Source organism: Thermoleptolyngbya sp. M55_K2018_002 (assembly GCF_015295965.1).
Lineage (GTDB): Bacteria > Cyanobacteriota > Cyanobacteriia > Elainellales > Elainellaceae > Thermoleptolyngbya > Thermoleptolyngbya sichuanensis.
Genome location: NZ_DVEA01000097.1, coordinates 1 through 19,792 on the forward strand (window position 1 = coordinate 1; position 19,792 = coordinate 19,792).

General features: G+C 55.5%; 19 protein-coding genes and 1 tRNA gene. 8 read left to right on the forward strand and 12 right to left on the reverse strand.

Going from position 1 to position 19,792, the window contains the following annotated elements:
• Positions 1-95: 95 nt before the first annotated feature.
• From IGS51_RS05005 to mgtE, 5 genes are all read right to left on the reverse strand, one after another.
• Entirely contained in the window at positions 96-359 is a 264-nt protein-coding gene (locus IGS51_RS05005; protein WP_172355091.1) for a hypothetical protein, read from the reverse strand.
• Positions 356-754, reverse strand: coding sequence for a Na+/H+ antiporter subunit E (locus IGS51_RS05010; protein ID WP_297076699.1), 399 nt, complete (start codon positions 752-754; stop codon positions 356-358). Before IGS51_RS05010 ends, IGS51_RS05005 begins: the two co-directional genes overlap by 4 nt.
• Positions 739-2,196: a cation:proton antiporter gene (locus IGS51_RS05015; RefSeq protein ID WP_297076737.1), complete on the reverse strand. Its 1,458-nt coding sequence runs from the start codon at positions 2,194-2,196 to the stop codon at positions 739-741. The genes IGS51_RS05010 and IGS51_RS05015 overlap by 16 nt, the downstream gene beginning before the upstream one ends.
• Before the next feature lie 98 nt (positions 2,197-2,294).
• Positions 2,295-2,642 (reverse strand): cation:proton antiporter subunit C, encoded by a 348-nt coding sequence (locus IGS51_RS05020; RefSeq protein ID WP_297076701.1) that lies wholly within the window; start codon positions 2,640-2,642, stop codon positions 2,295-2,297.
• Positions 2,643-2,928: 286 nt separating this feature from the next.
• Positions 2,929-4,311 (reverse strand): magnesium transporter, encoded by a 1,383-nt coding sequence (gene mgtE / locus IGS51_RS05025; protein ID WP_297076705.1) that lies wholly within the window; start codon positions 4,309-4,311, stop codon positions 2,929-2,931.
• A 242-nt stretch (positions 4,312-4,553) separates the two neighbouring features.
• Here mgtE and IGS51_RS05030 point away from each other — a divergent pair.
• Both IGS51_RS05030 and IGS51_RS05035 read left to right on the forward strand, forming a co-directional pair.
• Positions 4,554-4,630 (forward strand) — tRNA-Met (locus IGS51_RS05030).
• A 345-nt stretch (positions 4,631-4,975) separates the two neighbouring features.
• Entirely contained in the window at positions 4,976-6,541 is a 1,566-nt protein-coding gene (locus IGS51_RS05035) for a DUF697 domain-containing protein (protein WP_297076707.1), read from the forward strand.
• Between the two features lie 24 nt (positions 6,542-6,565).
• On the opposite strand, the gene IGS51_RS05040 is transcribed toward IGS51_RS05035, so the two are convergent.
• The 3 genes from IGS51_RS05040 to IGS51_RS05050 form a co-directional block, all read right to left on the reverse strand.
• The gene (locus IGS51_RS05040) at positions 6,566-8,116 is read right to left on the reverse strand and encodes an anthranilate synthase component I family protein (RefSeq protein WP_297076709.1); all 1,551 of its coding nucleotides are present in this window, start codon (positions 8,114-8,116) and stop codon (positions 6,566-6,568) included.
• Between the two features lie 244 nt (positions 8,117-8,360).
• Positions 8,361-8,789: a photosystem I reaction center subunit II PsaD gene (locus tag IGS51_RS05045; RefSeq protein WP_297076712.1), complete on the reverse strand. Its 429-nt coding sequence runs from the start codon at positions 8,787-8,789 to the stop codon at positions 8,361-8,363.
• A gap of 352 nt (positions 8,790-9,141) precedes the next feature.
• The gene (locus tag IGS51_RS05050) at positions 9,142-10,851 is read right to left on the reverse strand and encodes a hypothetical protein (RefSeq protein ID WP_297076715.1); all 1,710 of its coding nucleotides are present in this window, start codon (positions 10,849-10,851) and stop codon (positions 9,142-9,144) included.
• A gap of 298 nt (positions 10,852-11,149) precedes the next feature.
• On the opposite strand from IGS51_RS05050, the gene IGS51_RS05055 reads away from it, so the two are divergent.
• The 6 genes from IGS51_RS05055 to IGS51_RS05080 all read left to right on the forward strand — a co-directional run bounded on the left by IGS51_RS05055 (position 11,150) and on the right by IGS51_RS05080 (position 15,997).
• Positions 11,150-11,506 carry an iron-sulfur cluster assembly accessory protein gene (locus tag IGS51_RS05055; protein WP_068516864.1) on the forward strand — a complete coding sequence of 119 codons (357 nt, stop codon included), beginning with the start codon at positions 11,150-11,152 and terminating at the stop codon, positions 11,504-11,506.
• Positions 11,507-11,571: 65 nt separating this feature from the next.
• Positions 11,572-11,997 (forward strand): hypothetical protein, encoded by a 426-nt coding sequence (locus IGS51_RS05060; RefSeq protein WP_297076718.1) that lies wholly within the window; start codon positions 11,572-11,574, stop codon positions 11,995-11,997.
• A gap of 266 nt (positions 11,998-12,263) precedes the next feature.
• Positions 12,264-12,449 carry a hypothetical protein gene (locus IGS51_RS05065; protein ID WP_172355073.1) on the forward strand — a complete coding sequence of 62 codons (186 nt, stop codon included), beginning with the start codon at positions 12,264-12,266 and terminating at the stop codon, positions 12,447-12,449.
• A gap of 450 nt (positions 12,450-12,899) precedes the next feature.
• Positions 12,900-13,154: a hypothetical protein gene (locus IGS51_RS05070; RefSeq protein ID WP_277774407.1), complete on the forward strand. Its 255-nt coding sequence runs from the start codon at positions 12,900-12,902 to the stop codon at positions 13,152-13,154.
• A 284-nt stretch (positions 13,155-13,438) separates the two neighbouring features.
• Complete coding sequence (locus IGS51_RS05075) at positions 13,439-15,214, forward strand: diguanylate cyclase (protein ID WP_297076723.1); 1,776 nt, start codon at positions 13,439-13,441, stop codon at positions 15,212-15,214.
• A gap of 243 nt (positions 15,215-15,457) precedes the next feature.
• Positions 15,458-15,997 carry a DoxX family protein gene (locus tag IGS51_RS05080; protein WP_297076726.1) on the forward strand — a complete coding sequence of 180 codons (540 nt, stop codon included), beginning with the start codon at positions 15,458-15,460 and terminating at the stop codon, positions 15,995-15,997.
• 189 nt (positions 15,998-16,186) lie between these two features.
• Here IGS51_RS05080 and IGS51_RS05085 read toward each other — a convergent pair whose 3' ends face one another.
• From IGS51_RS05085 to IGS51_RS05100, 4 genes are all read right to left on the reverse strand, one after another.
• Positions 16,187-16,822 (reverse strand): DUF3318 domain-containing protein, encoded by a 636-nt coding sequence (locus tag IGS51_RS05085; RefSeq protein ID WP_172355067.1) that lies wholly within the window; start codon positions 16,820-16,822, stop codon positions 16,187-16,189.
• Positions 16,823-17,122: 300 nt separating this feature from the next.
• Positions 17,123-17,836 (reverse strand): rhomboid family intramembrane serine protease, encoded by a 714-nt coding sequence (locus tag IGS51_RS05090; protein ID WP_297076729.1) that lies wholly within the window; start codon positions 17,834-17,836, stop codon positions 17,123-17,125.
• 292 nt (positions 17,837-18,128) lie between these two features.
• On the reverse strand, positions 18,129-18,548 hold the full coding sequence (gene petE / locus IGS51_RS05095; protein ID WP_297076732.1) for a plastocyanin: 420 nt from the start codon (positions 18,546-18,548) through the stop codon (positions 18,129-18,131).
• Positions 18,549-18,773: 225 nt separating this feature from the next.
• Complete coding sequence (locus IGS51_RS05100; protein WP_297076734.1) at positions 18,774-19,676, reverse strand: ABC transporter permease; 903 nt, start codon at positions 19,674-19,676, stop codon at positions 18,774-18,776.
• Between the last annotated feature and the right edge of the window lie 116 nt (positions 19,677-19,792).

The following is a 19,792-nucleotide window of genomic DNA, read 5'->3' on the forward strand; positions in this document are numbered from 1 at the left end:
GGGATCTCTGAGTGCTTAACATTACAGGCGATACCTTTTCAAACACCCTCTTAGACAAAAGTTCTACAGCGCTACACAGGTTTCCCTCTAGTTTTCTAGAGAGTTTGTGACAGGTCATTGAGCCGTTTGATGACGTGAGCCAGCAGCATCAAGCCCGCATTTCCCACGCTCAGAATTAGCACACCCACTACGCCGATCATCCAGTCGTCTTGCAAGATCGACACAATCAAAATCATGATTGAGGTTTTGGTGGCAATGCTGGCAAAAGCTAACATTTTTTGCCAGATATTATCGTCTTGCCATGCTTCATAAAGTGGAATCAGCAACGCCACCAACATGATCAGGAGAATGAGTTTCATGAGTGCCCCCCTCGCGTCACGCGATGCACTTCAAACCAGCCCGCTTCGTGATATTTCAGCACAATAGTTTTGGGCGTGAAAGTAATCAGAAAAATGTCTAGAAACAGAAGATGGGGCGATCGCCGAGGCTGCACATGCTGCAAAACAATTTCCTCACGTTTGTGGGGACGGAGAATCATTTCAAAGGCTTCGGCATAGGCTTGAGGAATAGACGCAAACACCTTGAACAACACCCGCAGCCACTCGCTGAGGCGGTCGTTTCGACCCGTATCGCCCCGGGGCAACAGCAGCGCCACGGTTACGCCGATCACGATATTTGCCAAGCTCAAATTTGCGGTGAGCAAAAACCAAATTGTGAGCCGTAAGATAAGCTGCCGAGCTAGTTTGCCACCCATGCAAAGACCATCCAGAATACGAGGATTAACATTAAGCTCATGCCGCCGATTAAATGCTCGAACTTTTCAGCCGTGCGGGGAAGTTTGACATTGGCTTGCCGGAAGATCAGTTTGTGGGCAATCCAGGCAATTCCAATAATGAGCAGCGGCTTCACGACATTTTCGACCGTATACGCTTCGTAGTAGACCGCGTTAGCCAGCACCAATCCACCCAGCAGCACCAGCATCGCCGCCCAAAATCCGGGCTTGAGCGGCTGGCTCTGGGAGTCTGGTGGAAATTGGCGATGGGGCAGAAAGATAAACTTTGCAAAGGCGATCGCCGTTCCAACGGCTGCCAGATTCATGCCAACGACCTGCCACGGCAGCAGGCTCTTCATCGTCAGCACTTTTGCGCCAAAGCCCGACAGCAGCGGAAAGCCAGAAATCGAGAAACTGGCGATCGCCAGCGCAATCCACAGCGATCTGCGAATCGGCACTTGCTGTAGCTCCTTGAAACTGCGGCTGGGCAGGTTGCCCACCGTTAGAAACAGAGACGACTTCACCAGTCCGTGGGTCAGCGCATAGAACCCGCCCACTTCTGGAGCTGCCAGCACAAAGCCCAACTGCGACACCGTGCTAAACGCCAGTAGCCGCTTGGTGTCTTTTTCAAACACAGCATAGGCCACGCCCAGCAAGGCAGTGCCTACGCCAAACACCCGCACCATCGGATCAATTTCGGGCAGCAGCAGGGCACAGCGCATCAGCGGGTAAATCCCTGCCTTCACTACCACGCCTGACAATAGCGCCGACACGGGCGACTCTGATTCCGAATGGGTGAGCGGCAGCCATAGCCCCGCGACAAACACGCCACCCTTCACCAGCAGCCCCAAAAAAATCAGGGCGATCGCCTCCAGTGGCGCACGGCTCAACCCCACATAGGCAAAGGAGTGATTCGCTTGGTAAACCAGCACCGCCCCCATCAGGTAAAACAGCATCGCCGTATTGCTGACAAAGAGATAGCGCAAGCCCACCCAAATCGAGCGATCGCTCCGGGGATAGGCAATCAGCAGAAACGCCGCAATGCTAATCACCTCCAGCGCCACGTAGAGGCTCATAAAATCGGCACAGGCAAACGCCGCGTTGACGCTGCCGTGCAAAATCGTGAGTTGGGTATAAAAAAACGCCGACTTGCCTGTATCCCAGCAGTAGAGAATCACGGCTGCCGTTACCAGGGCGTTGGTAAAAATGAAAAATCCGCTGAGCGGGTCGAGCAGCAGCGTCACGCCAAACCGATCCAGCAGCCCAAAACTGAGCGGCACTTCGCGTAGAAACAGCAGCGTGGCGTAAACTGCAGAGGCGAGTGCTGCTGCCAGCGCCAGAGGGCGAGCCAGACGGGGGATCAGGTACACCACAAATCCAGCAAACAGCGGCAACGCCACCCAGCCAATGGTCAAACGACTCATCGTGGCGTTGCTAATGCTCAGATCCGTGGCAATCGGGCTGCTAAACGAAAACCCACTCATCCACCCATTGAACCCTTCCAAGAGGCCGGTGAGATGGTTCATGGCGTGTTCCCCCTTTCAATCTCGTTGGCCTCCAAAATGGGGTTGTCTCGCGCCAGTTTCATAATGCCGACCAACATCAGCGCCTGGATGGAGAATCCAATCACAATCGCGGTCAAGATCACGGCTTGGGGCACGGGGTCGGCATAGGCAATCCTTGCTGCGTTGTCCAGTCCCTCGGTCAGAATTGGCGTTTTCAAGCCCTCTCGTGAAGCAATCAGCACGTAATAGGCAATCACGCCCGTACTCATCACGTCCATCGAGATGATTTTCATCACCAGATTCTTTTTGAAGACGATGCCAAAGAATCCACACAAAACAGTGGCAATTACAAAGGCCTCTAACACAGCATCCTCCTTGCCCAAACTAAGCCCGACTCCAGACCCCGCCGTAGCCCAATCCCTTCGGCGATCGCCTCGACCAGTCCTGTATGGCGTGAGCCAAAACTATAGACTTAATTCAATCATCAAATACCTGTTGATAGCAATCATACTATGATTCCAGGATTGGTTTGCCGTGCTTGAGGATATGAACTTTTTGCAAAGGCGGAGCAGTCTAGCCAGAGCAATCCGGCCAGAGCAATCCGGCCAGAGTATTGGTCGAAAGAGTAGTCGAAGGAGTGAACGGAGATGTCTAGCCAATGTTCAGCAACAGCTTGGCGATGTTGAGGTAGATCAAAATCCCCAGAATATCGGCAACTGTAGTGATAAACGGCGATGCCATGAATGCCGGATCAAAGCCCATTTTGTGGAACAGGTAGGGCAGAAGTGTACCGACTGTGGCAGCCAGTGCAGCGATCGCAATCAAACTTAGGCCGACAGTCAACCCAATCTCGATCTTGCCGACAAATACCATCGCAATGCCTAACACCAGTACTGCCAACACCAGCCCCAGCGCGGCCCCAGCAAACAGTTCTCGCAAAATCACCCGTGCAGGCTTCTTGTTTCGCAGCTCATCGGTACTCAGCCCGCGAATCAGCACCGTTGAAGACTGCGCCCCGATATTGCCGCCCGTGTCGATTAGCAGCGGTGTGAAGAAGGCGAGTTCCACCACGCTGTCTAGCACCTCTTCGTACTGCGACATGATGAACACGGTGGCAATGTTTGTCACCACCAGCACCAGTAGCCAGGGCGATCGCTTTTTCAAGATTGACAAAAAGCCGCTGTCGAAGTAGCTTTCGCCTTCAGCCCGCACGCCGCCGATAGCGTAAATATCTTCCGTCGCTTCCTCTTCTAAGATGTCGATCACATCGTCCACGGTTACCACGCCCAGCAGAATGCCCTCCTGATCCACAATCGGCAGTGCCAGCAGGTCATAGCGCTGAATCAGCCGCGCCACTTCTTCCTGGTCTACATCGGCTCGTGCAAAGATCACGTCGCGCTCCATCACGTCTTCTACCCGCTGATCGGGCGATGCCAAAATCAGATCGCGCAGCGACACAGTGCCCAACAGCCGCTTGACTGGATCGGTGACGTAGACGTAGTAAGCCACTTCTTTGTCGCGGGCCAGTTCTCGAATGCGCTCTTGGGCCTGGCTGATGGTCATATCGGCCCGCACTGAAATGAATTCGGGGGTCATGACGCGGCCAGCGGTGTCGGGCTTGTAGCCCAACAGCAGTGCCGTGGCCTGACGTTCGCTGGGGTCGAGTTGGGCTAGCACCCGCCGCACCAAGTTAGCTGGCATTTCGTCGAACAGGTTGGCCCGATCGTCTGGAGCCATGCTCTCCACAATGTCGAGCGCTTCTTGGTCGCGAAATTCTTCGAGGAGCGATTGCTGCACGTCGCTGTCGAGATATTCATAAACGGCGATCGCCTCTGATTTGCTCAACAGGCGAAACGCCAGCATTTGCATGGGCTTCGACAATCCCTGAATGGCCTCGGCAATATCTACAGGAGGAACCGGAACCAGCAGCATTTTTGCGCCTTCGTAGTTTTTTTGCTCCAGCAGCAATTGGAGCTGATCGCGGACAATGTCGCGCAGCTCACTGCTGGAGGTGGGGTTGACGGCTTGAGTCATTGCCTTTGTCCTCCTTGTTCACAAGATCAACAGGTAAAAAATCAGCAGGATGGATAGGCCGGTCGAATCGGATGCGATCGCCCTCTCCGTTACACTCCCACATTGTTCAACAAATGTTCAACAAAAGCCCCACCCTGACTAGATTTAGTCAAGCGTTGCGGCGAGTTTTCTAAGCGTTTTTCAAGAGTTTTCCGAAAAACCTGGCCACACCCGCCAATCTTTCGCTATACTTGAAAAGGCGACGCGGGATAGAGCAGCCTGGTAGCTCGTCGGGCTCATAACCCGAAGGTCAGTGGTTCAAATCCACTTCCCGCCACCAAATTTGATCCCTGTAGTGGGTTTCTATGTCAGGAGGGGTCAGTGTGAAAGCTGGCTTCTCTTTTTTTCGGATGCTTTTTCGGATGCAAAAATCATCTGTTTTGATCAGGACTTCTGCACTTGCGATCAGTTCTTTGGGGTTTAGATAATTTCTCGCGGGATGCGCCCGCGAGATGCGTCCGCGAGAAATTGTCCAATTGCGTAAGTCCTATTCATGACGCAGTTTTCCTGCTTTTTGCGATTTTCAGGGGAAAACTGCCTGAATTTTGTAGAGGACTCCGCACTCCCAGCGCCTTCAGCCAGCCCGGTAGAATAGAACAGGTGATGCGAAAGCGGTGAAACGAGCATGGTTCCTAAGATTCGGCGGCCGTTGGTGGTGGGGAGTGTGGGGCTGACGGCAAGTGCCTGGTTGCTGCAACTGGGGCATCCCACCGGGGCGCACTGGGGCGAAACGATTGTTTGGGGGGCGATCGCCCTGGGGGGCGGCCTGTGGTGGTTTCGGCAACAGCAGCCCGCGCCAGAGTTGGACACCACTGCTCCGCTAGATCGCGCCACCGTTGAGCAAGCGCTGAGGGCGCTGGAGCCGCTGCTGGATCAGCTAGAGCGAGAATCGGCAACGACCTCCAGCAGCCCGACCGCCAGCACCGTTGCGCTGTCGCTGCAACCCGGTCTGCGCGATATTGCTCCGCAACACTGGCGCGATCGCCTCGCCCTCCTCAAAACCGAGCTAGACCGTGACGCGCTGAATGTTGCCCTGATCGGCGGCAAGTCCGTTGGCAAAACCACGCTTGCCGAGCGCCTCACTGCCGACTGGCTGCCCAATGTGCCCCAAACAGTGACGCTGACCGATACGCCCGCGCTGTTTGATGAGCTAGATGCCGCATCAGAGGTTGCCCTGGCCGCGGCGGCCGATCTGGTGGTCTTCGTCACAGCAGGCGACATCACGGACTCAGAATTTCAGGTATTGAAGGAACTGTCGCGCCAGCAGCAGCGCATCGTGCTGGCGTTTAACAAGCAGGATCAATACCTACCGGGCGATCGCCCGCTGATTCTCCAGCAAATTCGGGAGCGGCTGCTGGGGCAGGTGCCGGTGCAGGAAGTGGTTGCCATTACCGCTGCGCCTGCACCATTAAAAGTGCGTCAGCATCAGGCCGACGGCACGATTCAGGAAACGCTAGAGCAGCCTGCGCCCGATGTCTCGGCGCTGACCGAGCGGCTGACGGGAATCGTCTCGGTGGCGGGGCCGCAGTTGGTGCTGAACACGGTTCTGCGTCGCGCCGCTGCGCTGAAGGCTGAGATTTTGGCAGCGCTGAACCAGTTGCGCCGCGATCGCGCGATGCCTTTGATCGAACAGGCACAGTGGATTGCGGGCGCGGCCGCCTTTGCCACGCCAGTGCCAAGCCTGGATTTGCTGGCAACGGGCGCGATTAACGCACAGATGGTGATGGACTTGGGCAAGGTCTATCAGCAGGCGTTTTCGGCGGAGCAGGCGAAGGCGATCGCCACCACGATGGCCGAAGTGATGCTGAAGCTAGGGCTGGTAGAAGTGTCTACCCAGGCGATCGCTCCCCTGCTGAAGAGCCACCTGGCTACCTTTGCTGTGGGCGGGGCGCTGCAAGGCGTGAGTGCGGCGTATCTGACCCGTGTCGCTGGCCTCAGCTTAGTCGCCTACTTTGAGGAGCAAAGTTCCACGGCGGCCCCGGCGGGCGAATTTGCCCTGAAGCGCGATCGCCTGCTTCAGGCCATCAAGGCCGTGTTTCAAAACAACCAGCGCACGGACTTTTTGCAAACCCTGGTGCAGCAAGCCGCCAAACAGCTTGCCCCCGCCACCGCGCAGCCCGTCGCGCTGCCCACACCCTTGGCCGCCCCTGTTGCTGAACCCATCAGCACCCAGGCGCAGGTGATTAACTAGCAGGACTGACCCAATCTCGATTGCCTAGCCCTGTCGCAAGCAGCGGATTGCCTCTAGCATTCCCCGCGCCTTGTTCAGGGTTTCTTGATATTCCTTTTCGGGGTCAGAGTCGGCGACGAGGCCTGCGCCTGCCTGCACGCTGACGGTCGAGGAGCCGTCGGGCTGATTGCGGACGACCATTGTGCGGATGGCGATCGCCGTATTCAGTTGCCCCTCAAAGTCATAATAGCCGTAGGCTCCGGAGTAGACCCCGCGACGGTTGCTCTCCAGTTCATGGATAATTTCCATTGCGCGAATCTTGGGTGCGCCGCTGACGGTGCCCGCCGGAAAGCAGGCCTTCAGCAGTTCCCACGCGGTTTTTCCAGGCGCGAGGCAGCCTACCACGTTGCTGACGATATGCATGACGTGGGAATAGCGCTCGATCACCATGAGTTCATCCACGCGCACTGTGCCGCTGCTGCACACGCGCCCCAGATCGTTGCGCCCCAGGTCTACCAGCATGACGTGTTCGGCAATTTCCTTCGGGTCTTGCAGCAAATCTTCGGCAAACGCATGATCTTCGGCGGGGGTTTTGCCACGCGGCCGGGTTCCTGCGATGGGGCGCACCGTGGCAATCCTTCCACCCTCGCCGTTTTCTGCCTTCACCATGACCTCTGGGCTAGAACCAATAATTTGCCAGGTGGGGAAGTGGAAATAGGCCATGTAGGGCGAAGGGTTGATCAGCCGCAGCGAGCGATAGAGCGAGAAGGAATCGCCACGATACTGCGTCGAAAGCCGCTGGGAAATCACCACCTGGAAGATGTCTCCCGCGCGGATGTAGTCCTTTGCTTTGACCACATTGGCGCAGAATTGCTCCTTCGTCGTGTTGCTGCGGTAGTCGGGTGGCAAAGATCCTGCGTCTGCCTTTGCGCCAGCGTCTTTTCTCGGTGGGGTCCATTCCAAAATCGTGTCTTTGCCTGCCAGCGGCAGTTGCAGCTTTTCTACCATCTGCCGGACGCGATCGCCCGCCTGCTCATAGGCCGCTTGCAAATCAGTGGCCGGGTCGCGCAAATCGGCATAGGCGATCGCCCAGATCTTGCGCTGCACTTGGTCAAACACCAGCAGGTGATCGATCTGCATCCACAGCCCGTCCGGCGTGTCGTCTTCCTGGGCAGCAAACACAGGCACCCGTGGCTCGATCCAGTGGATTAGCTCGTAGCCCCAAAAGCCAAACAAGCCGCCAATTCCCGGCGGAAGCTGCGGCAGCGTCACCGGGTGATAGGGTTCCAAACAGGCCGACAGCGCTTCAAACGGATCGCCCTCGAAGGCGACCTGAGCGCCATCCCGATGGGTTTGCACGGTACGAGACCCCCGCGCCTCCAGCACCCACTGCGGATCGCAGCCCACAAAGCTATAGCGCCCGACGCGATCGCCCCCTTCCACCGACTCCAGCAAGAAGCTGTAGGGCTGCCCCGCACACACCTTAAACCACGCCGACACGGGCGTATCCAGATCGGCGACCCACTCCTGATACACCGGGACAAAGTTGCCCTGAGCGGCGAGTTCGGTGAAGTGCTGAAAATCAGGGAGGATCATTGGGAAAGGAGTGATAAGGGGTTGGGTGAGGAGATTAGAAACCGGTGAGAGGGCAAGTATGGGGGTGAAGGCGGAACTTCCCCCTGCCGACCACTCCCTAACCTCTGACCCCCCATTCTAAGAGGAAACCCGCAAAAAAAGAGGGCAGACCTGAGCCTGCCCCGTCGCGAAAACCTATAGAGATTAGACAGAAATTAAACCAAGAAGTTTAGACCAGAAATGAGGACAGACCAAGGGCGATCGCCTAAGGATCGAAGGTCTTGCGTCCGCTGAACTTGACCGTGGCAGGGTCGGGGTTGCTGCCAATGTTCCGCATCACCGTACCCACCTGCTGGCGGCCTTGGTTCACCTTTTCGGGGAACACGCCATCGGCCGGATGGAGGTACTGGATCTCACCGTTGGGATAAACACGATAGATCTTGTAGTCCTCGATCCTGGGCTTGAACTTCGTGCGAAGTTGCCCACCCAGCGCGATGCACTGCTCCTTGCGGGCCAGATAGAGCAGGTTTTCACCCTGGTTCATAATGGCCGCGCCGCCCGTGGGCATTTCAAAGACCTGCTCCTTGGGGCTGGTCCACGTGATGGCGTATTTTTCTTCAGTATCAGCTTTGCTCAGCAGGCCGCCGGTGCTGCCGCCGAATTTGGGCGTTTGTCCAGTAAGCGTCTCTGTCATGAAAAGTATTTCCCTGAACAGTTTTTACGCATCGTATCACTGGGTTTGAATCCCCGAATCAAATTCTTGAGGAACTGTTACAGTTCTTTAGGCAGAAGGGATTCCGAGGCGATGCCCCCATCCACAGGTGGACATCTAGGGGCAACAGGGGCACGCTTGTCAAGCCTGTTGATCCCCTGTAGGTCTTACGCAGTTGGACGATTTTTCGCGGACTGCGCCCGCGAAAAATCGTCCAAAACCCAGAAAACCTATCGCAAGTGCATCAGTCCTGCTCCTGCTGAGCTAGAGACTTGGCAGGCTAAAGTTTGGGGGCTTGGGTGGGCTAAAGTTTGGCGAGCTAGAGTTTGGTGGGCTAAAGCTCGTCAAATAATCCTGGTAGAAGCTGGAGCGTCCCCAGTCCAACTTCTTCGGAAGAGAGCGATCGCGCTTCAAAAAAGCCCAGCATGTGTTGCAGAGCCGGGTTGCCGCGAGATTTGCCCGTCAGCCCCATTGCCACGACCAGCCCACACTGTCCCTTGGTCTTTTTGCAGCGCTGATCCCACTTGCGCCGCGCTGCAAGGTGAACCGGGTCTCTATCACGAAACTCGCCCAGCAAATGCATCTTGCCGTCGTTGGTGTGCAAAATGGCGAGGTCGTAGCGGCTCTGGCTGGAGGGGTCTTCGCCAGGGTTGAAGGAAATGCCTTTCACGCCGCCAAACGCTTGAATTTCAGTCAGCAGTTCATTTGCCTTGGGGCGCGAAGTTTGGATCATGATAACGGGAAACTCGCTGGCTTTGGCAGGGAGCGGGGCGGGGCCAGGCTGGTGATGGGACACCCTCAGGCGCAGCGTTTCAATCAGCGTAGTGGGGATTGCCCCCAGACTGTACATCGCATCTTTGGGCACCAAGTCGTCTAGCAAGACGGGCACTGGCTCCGAATCATCTTCCAAGACCTCCAGCGAGTTGAGATAGTCCATATAGTCGGAAGGGTCGCTGCCCGACATTTCTGCCAGTTCTGCGGCTACATCGGGCAAGGTAGACACTTTGACCGAGACTTTTGCTTTGGGATTTTTGGGATCGGGCAGACGATAGCTCTTGGTCAACGCCGGAAAGGTTTCTGGGCTGAGCCGATCGAGGTGCTGCCCAAAAAACTTGTGGAGTGCTTGGAGGGTGAGCAAAACGGCGATCGCCTCTTCGTCGTACAGCACCGACCGCATTCCCTCCAGCGGGTGCAGATTGCCGAAGGTCGGAATCATTTCGCTCATCTCCCCCAATGCTTCCAGGCGCACCTCTCCCAACTCCTCCGAGTGCAACTCGATGAGGCCGTTCCCGTTGTCCAAAAACTCCTCGTCTGCTGGGTCAAAGGTGAGGAAAAGGCAGTCCTGCTGCAAAAAGGCCTGCTGCAAGTCGCGGGGCGAATCTTCGGCAGCAATCACCTGCTGGCGAAACTGCTTGAGCGATTCAATAGAGCGATACATCAACACGCCAAACTCCATGCCCATCAGCCCCAAGATGGAAATGTAGAGCGTGCCCACATCGCCATAGTTTAGCTCGACCGCAAAAATCTTTTCTTCATCCAGGTTTTCCCACGGGGCATCCTGCCAGATTTCTGCTGCTGCTTTTAGCACAGCACTGGCATAGTCCGGGGGCAGCGACGGCGGGCGCTGGCGGGCGGCATCCTGCAAGCCGTAGAAGATTTCGTCGATAATCGGCAACTCAGCGACATATTCCACGGCGATATCTAGGCCTTGCAGCACGCCGCGCAGAAAAAACTGAAGCTCGCGATCGCGCACCAAAATGCGCTGGGGTCGTCCGGGTCGAGCGCTACCGCTGTGGGGATTTTCCATCGCTCGCAGCAGGGTTCGCACGATGGCTTCCGAGCCAGTTTCGCTGGGGACAACATCCATAGCCCGCACGACTTCTTCCACCCCATCCACCCAGAGAATGCAGTCCCCTTGCATATCGTCGGCATCAAGGGTTTCGGCAATCTCTGGCATCAGCGTCCGGCGATCGCCCTCCCACACGCTAGAAAGCTGGGGCAATTGTTGCAGCCGTCGCCGAGTGGATGGAGTCAATGGTGTCATAGTCTAACCAGAGCAAGCCCAGTAGGGCTGGGTAGATATAGCGATTCTGCAAACTGCATACACCGTCTTTGAAAACTTGGCTATTGGAAGCCTGCTCAACGGCATATACGGCATATCTAGATGCTAAATGATACTAGTCCTAGATGATTCGGCAGACCGAAGAACCCAGGTTTTGTTAGCATAAATTCACGCTCGCAGCGCTAAAACCGACCTGTGAGCCGTTTGCGTGTCTTTACCTCAAGTCTTTCTGGAAACGTTTGAGAAGTTCATTTACCTCGCCAAGGAGAGCTTCAAGCCCATGACCACTCAAGCACCACAATCCCAACAGCGCGGTATCTTGATGACCGACGCAGCGCTTCAGCATGTGCTGCAACTGCGCGAAAAGCAGGGCAAGGATCTTTGTCTGCGGGTGGGCGTGCGCCAGGGCGGCTGCTCTGGCATGTCCTACATGATGGATTTTGAAGATCCCAACAACATCCAGCCCACCGACGAAGTGTTTGACTATGACGGGTTTAAGGTCGTCTGCGACCCCAAGAGTATGCTGTACCTCTACGGGCTGGTGCTGGACTATAGCGACGCGATGATTGGCGGCGGCTTCCAGTTCACCAATCCCAACGCCAACCAAACCTGCGGCTGTGGGAAATCGTTCTCCTAAGCTTAGAACTCCCAAGTTAGAACTCCTAAGCTAGAACTCCTAAGTTAGAAACTATCCGTTGAACCATGACCGAACTGACCGTCGAAGAATTGTTTGAACAGGGGGTGCAGCGCTATCAGGCGGGTGAAGGCCCAGAAGCATTGATTCCGCTGTTCAAGGAAGTGTGCGATCGCTCGCCCAAGAGTAGCGCCGCCTGGACCTGCCTCTCGTGGCTATACCTACTGGACAGCAAGCCCACGCCTGCCCAGAAGGCTGCTCAAAAAGCCGTCAAGCTAAACCCTCAAGACCCACAGGCGCGAGTCAATCTGGCGATCGCCATGCTGGAAACCGCCAGCAAGGGCGTGCGGGAGCATGTGGAAATCGCAGGGCAAATCGTGGCGATCGCCCCCGAACTCAAAGAAGAAGTCGAAGGCAACTTTAAAGAAGGGTTAAGCCGCCGCCCCGACTGGAAGAGCCTAAAGCGCGTCCAGTCGTGGTTGTTCGAGGGCTGAGTTACAACGCTTAATAGTTTGAACTGCTGTACTGCCTCCATTTTCTGCCGGGTTAATATTGCTCAACCCGATAGAGAATGGAGGTTTTACCGTTTTGGATTGGGGCACTTACACAATCATTTAATTATTTAGAAGACGCAATCTTTCCTCAAGACTTTTAACTATGATTCAGCAAGACGGATGATAGGATTTCATGAAATCGGTGATAAGTTTCGGCTATGACTTATCGCCCACAAAGCATATTCATATTCAAGGAGTTGGCAGCTATGTCGCATGACAATGTCGAAGTAAAGCCGGATACTCGCAATCACAAGGGCTTTTTCATCCAGGAAGGTCAATACAAGTTCATGGGGATTGACCAATCGGGTTGGGCGCTGATCTGCGTGGATGACGCGACTTGTCACTACGTAGATCCCGACAGCCTGGAATTGGTGGGCAGTGCCGAGCAATAAGTCCTCTGGGTTGATTGAGCCAAGGCTTGCCCAAAAGCTTGCCTGAGAGAAGGTGAACTGAGAGAAGGCGAAACGGCGTTCTCTCTATCCTTTCTCAAGCGCAATCCGCAGCAGGTGTGTTCAACGGCGACTCCCAAGAACGAATCGCAAGAACAAATCCTAAGATCAACCCCAACTATTCAATTGTTTTGAGATCCGTGTGAAAACTACAAGTGTGAGGCTCGTCTTGCGGCTCCTAGCCAACTGAGACGAGCCTTCTCCTTTTATGGAGCAGTGGGTTATGGAGTATTGGGGCATTCTAAATTTCAAGCAGCCTGCCGCGTCGGGAGGCTATTCTATGATTTAAGCAAGGATAGTCTTAGCAGACTGGAGGGGGCAGGCTAGTTTGACCTCGCCGTTAATCCTGGTTGCTCTGACTGACGTGTTTCGTTGATTTGCTGCCAATTGCCTATGCCACTCGACAATTGCCCAAAATGCCAGCATCGGTTGGGGCCGCCGCTGAAGTCTTCGGGTCGTCAGGTTTGCATGAAATGTGGCTGGTCGGATAAGCCGCGCCAGACCGCCGCACAGCCGCAAAAATCTGCGCCGCCGCCGCGTGATCTCACACCAGATGAAATTCACAAAATTTTGTCGCAAGCGGCGGCCGTTTCGCTAAACAATATGAAACCAAAGAGCAAACAAGATCCGACGCTCAAAGACGAATAGTTGGAACAGCGCATTTAGCTTAGCGCATTTAGCTTTACTTACAGGCGTGTATCCCTTGGGAGGATACTGATACCCTCTCATTGGAGGATGTCGGAGGGCTGCGATTGGGGCTAGGCTTCTATTGTGAGCTATTGCTAGGTCGGTTCTAGGTTTGCGATTAGCCAGGTATCTAGCTCAGTGGACTTTTGAGCGAGTGTTTGAGCGCAGTTTGAGGTTTCGGGTTTGAGTTTGGGCGTTTTTTCTGTCCTCTGCGCTTTGAGCGGCGCAGGCTGTTTGGTGAAAAAGTGAAACCCTTAAAACAACTGGTCAGCATTGAGGAGCGGGCGATCGCTCCCCCAAGCCCCACCGATTTGCTGCTGCGAAGGGCTGTTCAGGCGATCGCCTCCTACTTCCATGTCGAGTGTTTGCTGTGGACGGCTCTGGAGGGCGAACCGGGTGAGTCTCGCGTGTATGGTTCACCGGGGGCAGGGGCCATGCTCCATGATGTGGAGGTTCAGCCTGCTGGGGTAGAGCCTGCTGCCCCTCATCCCGCCGATTGTGATGCTGATTCTGATGCCGATTCTGACACTGAGCAGCCCGCGCAGGATGAGGGGGCGATCGCCTGCTATGTGCCGAGGAACTTTCCAGCATGGCTGATTGACCAACTCGACGCGCCCCGGCTGACCCAGCTAGAGACAGGCGACCTGATCGTGCCAATTTTGGCGCAGGCGTTTGATCTGGATGGATTGACTCCAGAAGCCCACAGCGGGACTCGCGGCAATCTGCAACTGCTGCTGCAAGTCCGGCGATCGCCCCAAGACTCGATCCTGTCTGACCCAGCCCAAGACTCAGACCTGAGCAGCCCTGCTGCGATCGCGCCGCCAGGAGACTCTGCCAATGTCAATCAAGTCAATCAACTGGAGGGCTGGACGGCTCACGATGTTAGCTTAATCAAGCGGCTAGCTAATGAGCTTGGGTTGACATATAGTTCGCTGCTGTGGCGAGAAAAGTTTGAGCGATCGCAGCGACAGATCGCCCTGATGGGCCGGATTGCCCACCTGCTGAATTCTGGTTTGGAAACAGATGACATTTTGCAGCAAATTGCTGCTGAGTTGGGCCAGGGGCTAATGGGCGATCGCTGCTTGGTGATGCGGCTCCAGGCGACAGGCGTTGCGCCAGTGGCTCACTGGGAGCGATCGCAAGTGGCGTTGCCTGCGCTAGAACTGGAGCGCAGCGAGGTCTGGCAGCCCGTAATCGACACCTTCCTAGACGGCGGAGCGTCTTACTTGACCGTGCGCCCCGATGCCACCTCCAGCAGTCTGCAACACTGGCTGCAACAGATGGGCGCAACGTCTGCGCTGCTGATCCCAATCCTGATCCAGTCCGATTTCTTTGGGGCCATCTGCCTGCTAGATTACTTCAAAGTCCGGTGGTATGCGCTGGACGAGGTGCAAACCGTGCGGCAGGTGGGCGACCATACGGCGATCGCCCTCGCCAGCGCCCAACACCACCACGATTCCCATCGGCAAACTGCGGCGCTGCGGCTGCAAGTCATGGTTCCCCAAACGCCCCTGCGCGATTCGCTGACGCAGTTGCTCAATGCCGAAGCCTTTGATCAGGAGCTTCAACAATTGAGTCGGCCAGCGCTGTGGACGGTGCAACCGCCCTTTAGCCTGATTATTTGCGATATCGACTATTTCAAGCTGATTAACGAGACCTATGGCTACAGCGTCGGCGACCAAATTTTGAGCCAGCTTGCTCAGCGCCTGCGTCGTCAGTTGCGCCAGGGCACGCTGGCCTATCGCTACGGCGGCGAAGAATTTGCCATCATCCTGCCGCGCACCTCGCTGACCGCCGCGCTAGACGTGGCCGAGCGTCTGCTGAATGCGATTCATGGCCACCCGTTTGACACATCGGCGGGGCCGGTTTCGGTCACCGTTAGTTTTGGTGTGGCGCAGCAAGATCCCAGGGGCGATCGCAACGCCCGCAGCGTGCTGCAACGCGCCGAGAAAGCCTTACAAGATGCAAAACGTCAGGGCCGCGACTGTGCCAAAGGGCTGGAATTTGGGCTGGGTGCTTGAAGCTTAAGGGCTGCCGTTCAGTAGGGCCGCCGTTGAGTCAGTCTGCCGTTCAATAGGGCCGCCTTGCAATGCCGCCTTGCAATGCCGCCTTGCAATAGAGTTCATGCAAGATGCAGATTCGAGGTGGGGAAATCTCACCGAGAATTTGCATTTGGGAACTGGTCTTGACTATTAATTTTCGTTATATTACTTAATGAAGATATGTGTCCACTTTAATCTCGTTTACCTCCAGTCGCACCCCCTATGAATACAATCCAGCGTGCCACCGGGCTATTGTCCGCCGTCCTCCGTCCAAACCTCACGCCGAACTATCCCTCACAACTTGCCTGGACAGTGCTTCGTGTGATTGCTGGTGTGGTGATGATCCATAATGGACTCGATAAGCTGTCCGACATTCCCAGCTTCGCAGAAGCCTATGTCAAGGTGATTGGGCTGCCGTTCCCGATTTTCTTCAGCTACCTTGCTGCCTACACCGAACTGCTGGCATCGCCACTGGTGGCGCTAGGCCTGTTCACTCGCCCCGCTGCGCTGGGCCTGTTCTCGACGATGCTGGTTGCCATGTATCACCATGTTAAGGTGGCAGGCTTGAGCATTCCCTACCTGGAACTCTCGACGCTCTATGCAGCCGTGTTCCTGTTCTTCACCATCAACGGTGCGGGCCTGTTTTCGGTGGATGCGCTGTTGTCGGGCTGGCTGACGGCAATGTGGGGCGGCACTCCGGCCAAGTCTATTGCAGACCTGGAAAATGCGTACCAGCTTTCTGAAACGGCTTCTAACAAATAAGGCTGCCGTTAAGCGCTCAGACTTTCAGCACTTAGAAAGGTCTGCCAGAAAGGTCTGCTCGAACAGAGAAAGCAAAAAAATGCGATCGCACTCATGAAAGGCGATCGCATTTTTTACAGGTTTTTTAAAAAGCTTCTCACGGGTCAACCGGAAACGGGTTCACCTGAAGCCGTCAAGCGTCACAAAGTCTTAGTACGCTTCTCCCTTCGAGCGAGCTTTTGCCTTAGCAGCACTCTTCTTCAGCGCGTCCAGGCGCAGCTCGTAGCGGCGGCGCTCCTTTTTGTTCTTGCTTTGCTCTACCAGAATCTTGAGCGCACTGCCCAGGCTCTTGTAGGCATTGGGCAGAGAATAGCCAAAGCGCGTCGCCAGGGCGATCGCCTTTTCATCGGCTTCAATTGCCTCTCGCAGCGTCTTCTCGCCATTGTTTCGGGCATAGAGCCGCCAGCCTGACACGCCGCACAGCCCCAGGGCCAAAAGCAGCAGCAGCCCATCTTGAACCCACAGTTCGCCAACCGCGCCGCCCAGGCCAATGGCCAAAGCCGCCATTTCCCAGCCATCCTTAGGAATGGTGTCGTTTTGGATGCGGGCCACCTCATGCCAGAACAGCAGGTTTCGCTGATCCAGCGCCAGCGCATCCCACTTGGCCAGATCGACTTGAACCTCGACCTGATCTTTGCCAATCTCCTCGCTGGTGATCAGCGGCGGATTGACTCCAGGCGACGCTTCGATCGTTACCCAGCTCCGCAACTCAGGCGGCAACAGCGATTTCAGTCGGCGCAGTTCGCTTAAATCGGCTCTGGCAGAAGCAGTTGCGTAAGAGGTCATAGGACTTGTCTGGACTTGTCTAAGGAGTATGATCTAAAAAATATGGTCTAGTTTTGTCTACAGGAAAACCGGGAATCGCCAAGTATGGCACGAATCGGCCGTCACCCAGTTCCCCGCAATTCTAAAACAGCACCCTCGTAAAGGTACTTTCATGCAGTATAGCGATCGCCCGCTCCAAACACATAGCCGGATCTCCGAACTTCAATCAGGCGACCAAGCACCCCCAAAAACCTCGCTCTTCGTTCTTCGTTCTTCGTTCTTCCCTCTTCCCTTCCTATCCTAGCTCGACCCACACGCGCCTCAACGAAACTCGCGAGTGCCATCACTAAACAGCCCCAGCAGCGGCCCCAAAATCATGCCAAAAATAAAGCCGCCCGCGTGGGCCCAGTAGGCAATGCCGCCTGTTTCCGCTGCCGTGGTCACGCTTAGGCTGGCCAGACCAGAGAACGCCTGCATCACAAACCAAAAGCCCAGGAACAGCAGTGCCGGAATGCGGAACGGAATCAGGATAATTCCCAACGGCACGAGCGTTAGAATTCGTGCCTTGGGAAATCGCAGAATGTAGGCTCCCATCACTCCGGCGATCGCCCCACTCGCGCCCAGCGAGGGAATCTCTGATCCCGACGCAACAAACCATTGGCACAACGCCGCCAGCGCCCCGCAGGCCAGATAAAAAACCAAGAACTTGCCATGCCCCAGCTTGTCTTCAATGTTGTTACCGAAGAGCCACAGGTAGAGCATATTGCCCGCCAGATGCAAAAAGCCGATGTGGAGAAACTGAGAAGTAAACAGCGTGACCCATTCTGGAACGGGCGTAGAAGAGATTGCTGCCGTGCCATCTCCAAAGCTCGCTGTAAGCTGGCGAGGCACGACTGCCCAGGTTTGCAGAAACCGCTCTAGCTCTGGCTGCGACAGCGAAATCTCATACAAAAAGACCAGAACGTTCGCAATAATCAACCCGTAGGTGACATAGGGGGTGATTCGGGTTGGATTGTTGTCGTTTAAGGGAACCACAAGAAATTTTCCGGCTAACTCATACCGAGTACTCTACTATGGGGACGCTCAGGGGGGAATATCTATTGCGAACGATATTGCTTAAGGTGCATCAAAACTTGCCGGAGTATTCTCTCCATCAGTTAAAGAACAATTAAGGCTTGTGCCCCAAGAAAGGTCGATGACAACCATCAACCAAGCTGGCCTCACAAGCCCTAATTCTGAATCAAGTTTGACTAGAGCAAGCCATGTGTAGACGTGCGTCAAGCGCCACACATTCTGGAGCTACGGGTTGAAGCTACGGGAAGGGAAACTAGCCTTCAACCGTGATCTTGCCCACCATGCCAGCCCCCCGGTGAGGAGCGCAGTAATAGGTGTAGGTTCCGGCAGGGAAATCGCTAGAGAAAGTAACCTCGTAGGACTCGCCAGGAGAGAACATTAGCTGACTATGGCTCAGTTTATCGGCCAAATCTTTGCTAGCGCCGGGAACTTGCTTCTCATCAAACAGAATGTTATGGGGAGGGAGCTTGTTATTCACCCACTTCACGGTATCGCCAGGATGAACGGTGATATTGGCAGGCTCAAACTGGAGCAAGCCGCTATCGGCTCCCATCTTGACGGTGAAGGTTTCAGCCGCAGCGGGAGACACCACTGCCACAAAGCTGCCAACCATCAGCACAAGCGCGAAGAGGGCAAGACTTAGACTCCGTGAAATTTGAGCAATCAACTTCATGGTGACCTCGAAAATTTAAGTGTTAAGTCATGACCCACATAGCATTCTAGCCTGAAGCCGTCATTCTGAAGCAATCATAAAGCCCGTTCAAAAACAAAAATCCGTCGCGAGTTTGACCCTGTGTGGCAATTGCTGCTTCAGGCGATACGGGAATCTGGATTGCTTCGAAGACGGATTTGGGATAAGGATTTGGGATAATCGTGGCGGCTGGACGCGGAAGGGTGCTTAGCGGGTGGCGAAACGGCGCACCGCAAACAGGCTGCCGAGCAGCCCAACGGAGCTACCCAGGGCCAGCAATGCTAGCGGCAAGATGAGCGCTTTTTCTGGGCTGAGGCGGAGTCCTTCGGTCAAAAACTGAATGAAGTCTGCCTGCTGGCTGAGCAGTTCACGAATAAAGCTCTGAACGCCCGAAATGAGGCCCCAAGAGGCGATCGCCCCCACCACGCCAAACGCTAGGCCCTGCAAAATAAACGGCAGATAGATCCAGGCAGACGTTGCCCCAACTAACTGCATGACCTCAATCTCGCGGCGGCGAGCCATGACAATAAGACGAATCGTCGTGGTTAGAACGGCGATCGCCGTCAGCGTTAGCACGGTAATAATCCCCGCGCTAATCCAACTCAAGCCCTTATGCAGTTGAGCAATGCGGCGCACCGCCTCATCGACATATTGCACCGCATCCACCCCCGGCGTTTTTTCGAGCCGCTGCGCCAATGTCGCCACGCTCTCAGAACTCCGCGCCCGCACCTTTAGCTCGTCCACCAGCGGGTTGCCATTCAACTGCTGCGTCGCGCCGCGAATGTCGGAAATGCCTAGTTCCTTCACCAGCCGCTCCCAGGCTTCTTCCTTGGAAACAGGCACAACCTCTGCCACCTCCGGCATGGACTGCACTTGGGGCGCAAGCATGCTAGCCTGAACCCCCGACTGAAGAAATACAGACACCTGAAGCTGACTACCAAACTGATTCAGCAACCCTTCCAATTGCCACGACGCTTGCAAGCTGATGCCAAACAAAAACAGCAGCACGGTCATTGTGCTGATGGCGGCCCAGTTCATCCAGCCGCCCCGCCGTAGCCCCAGCAGCGTCTCTCGCAGCAGATAATCCGACTTGGTGAAAAAGCCTAGCATGACGAAATCCCAGGATGTTGCACAAACTCCGATTCAGAAACTTTAGCGCAACAAACGCGGGATGACGTGTCAAGTTCTGTGATCGGCGGGCGGGCGTGATGGCGTGTTGAAGCAGG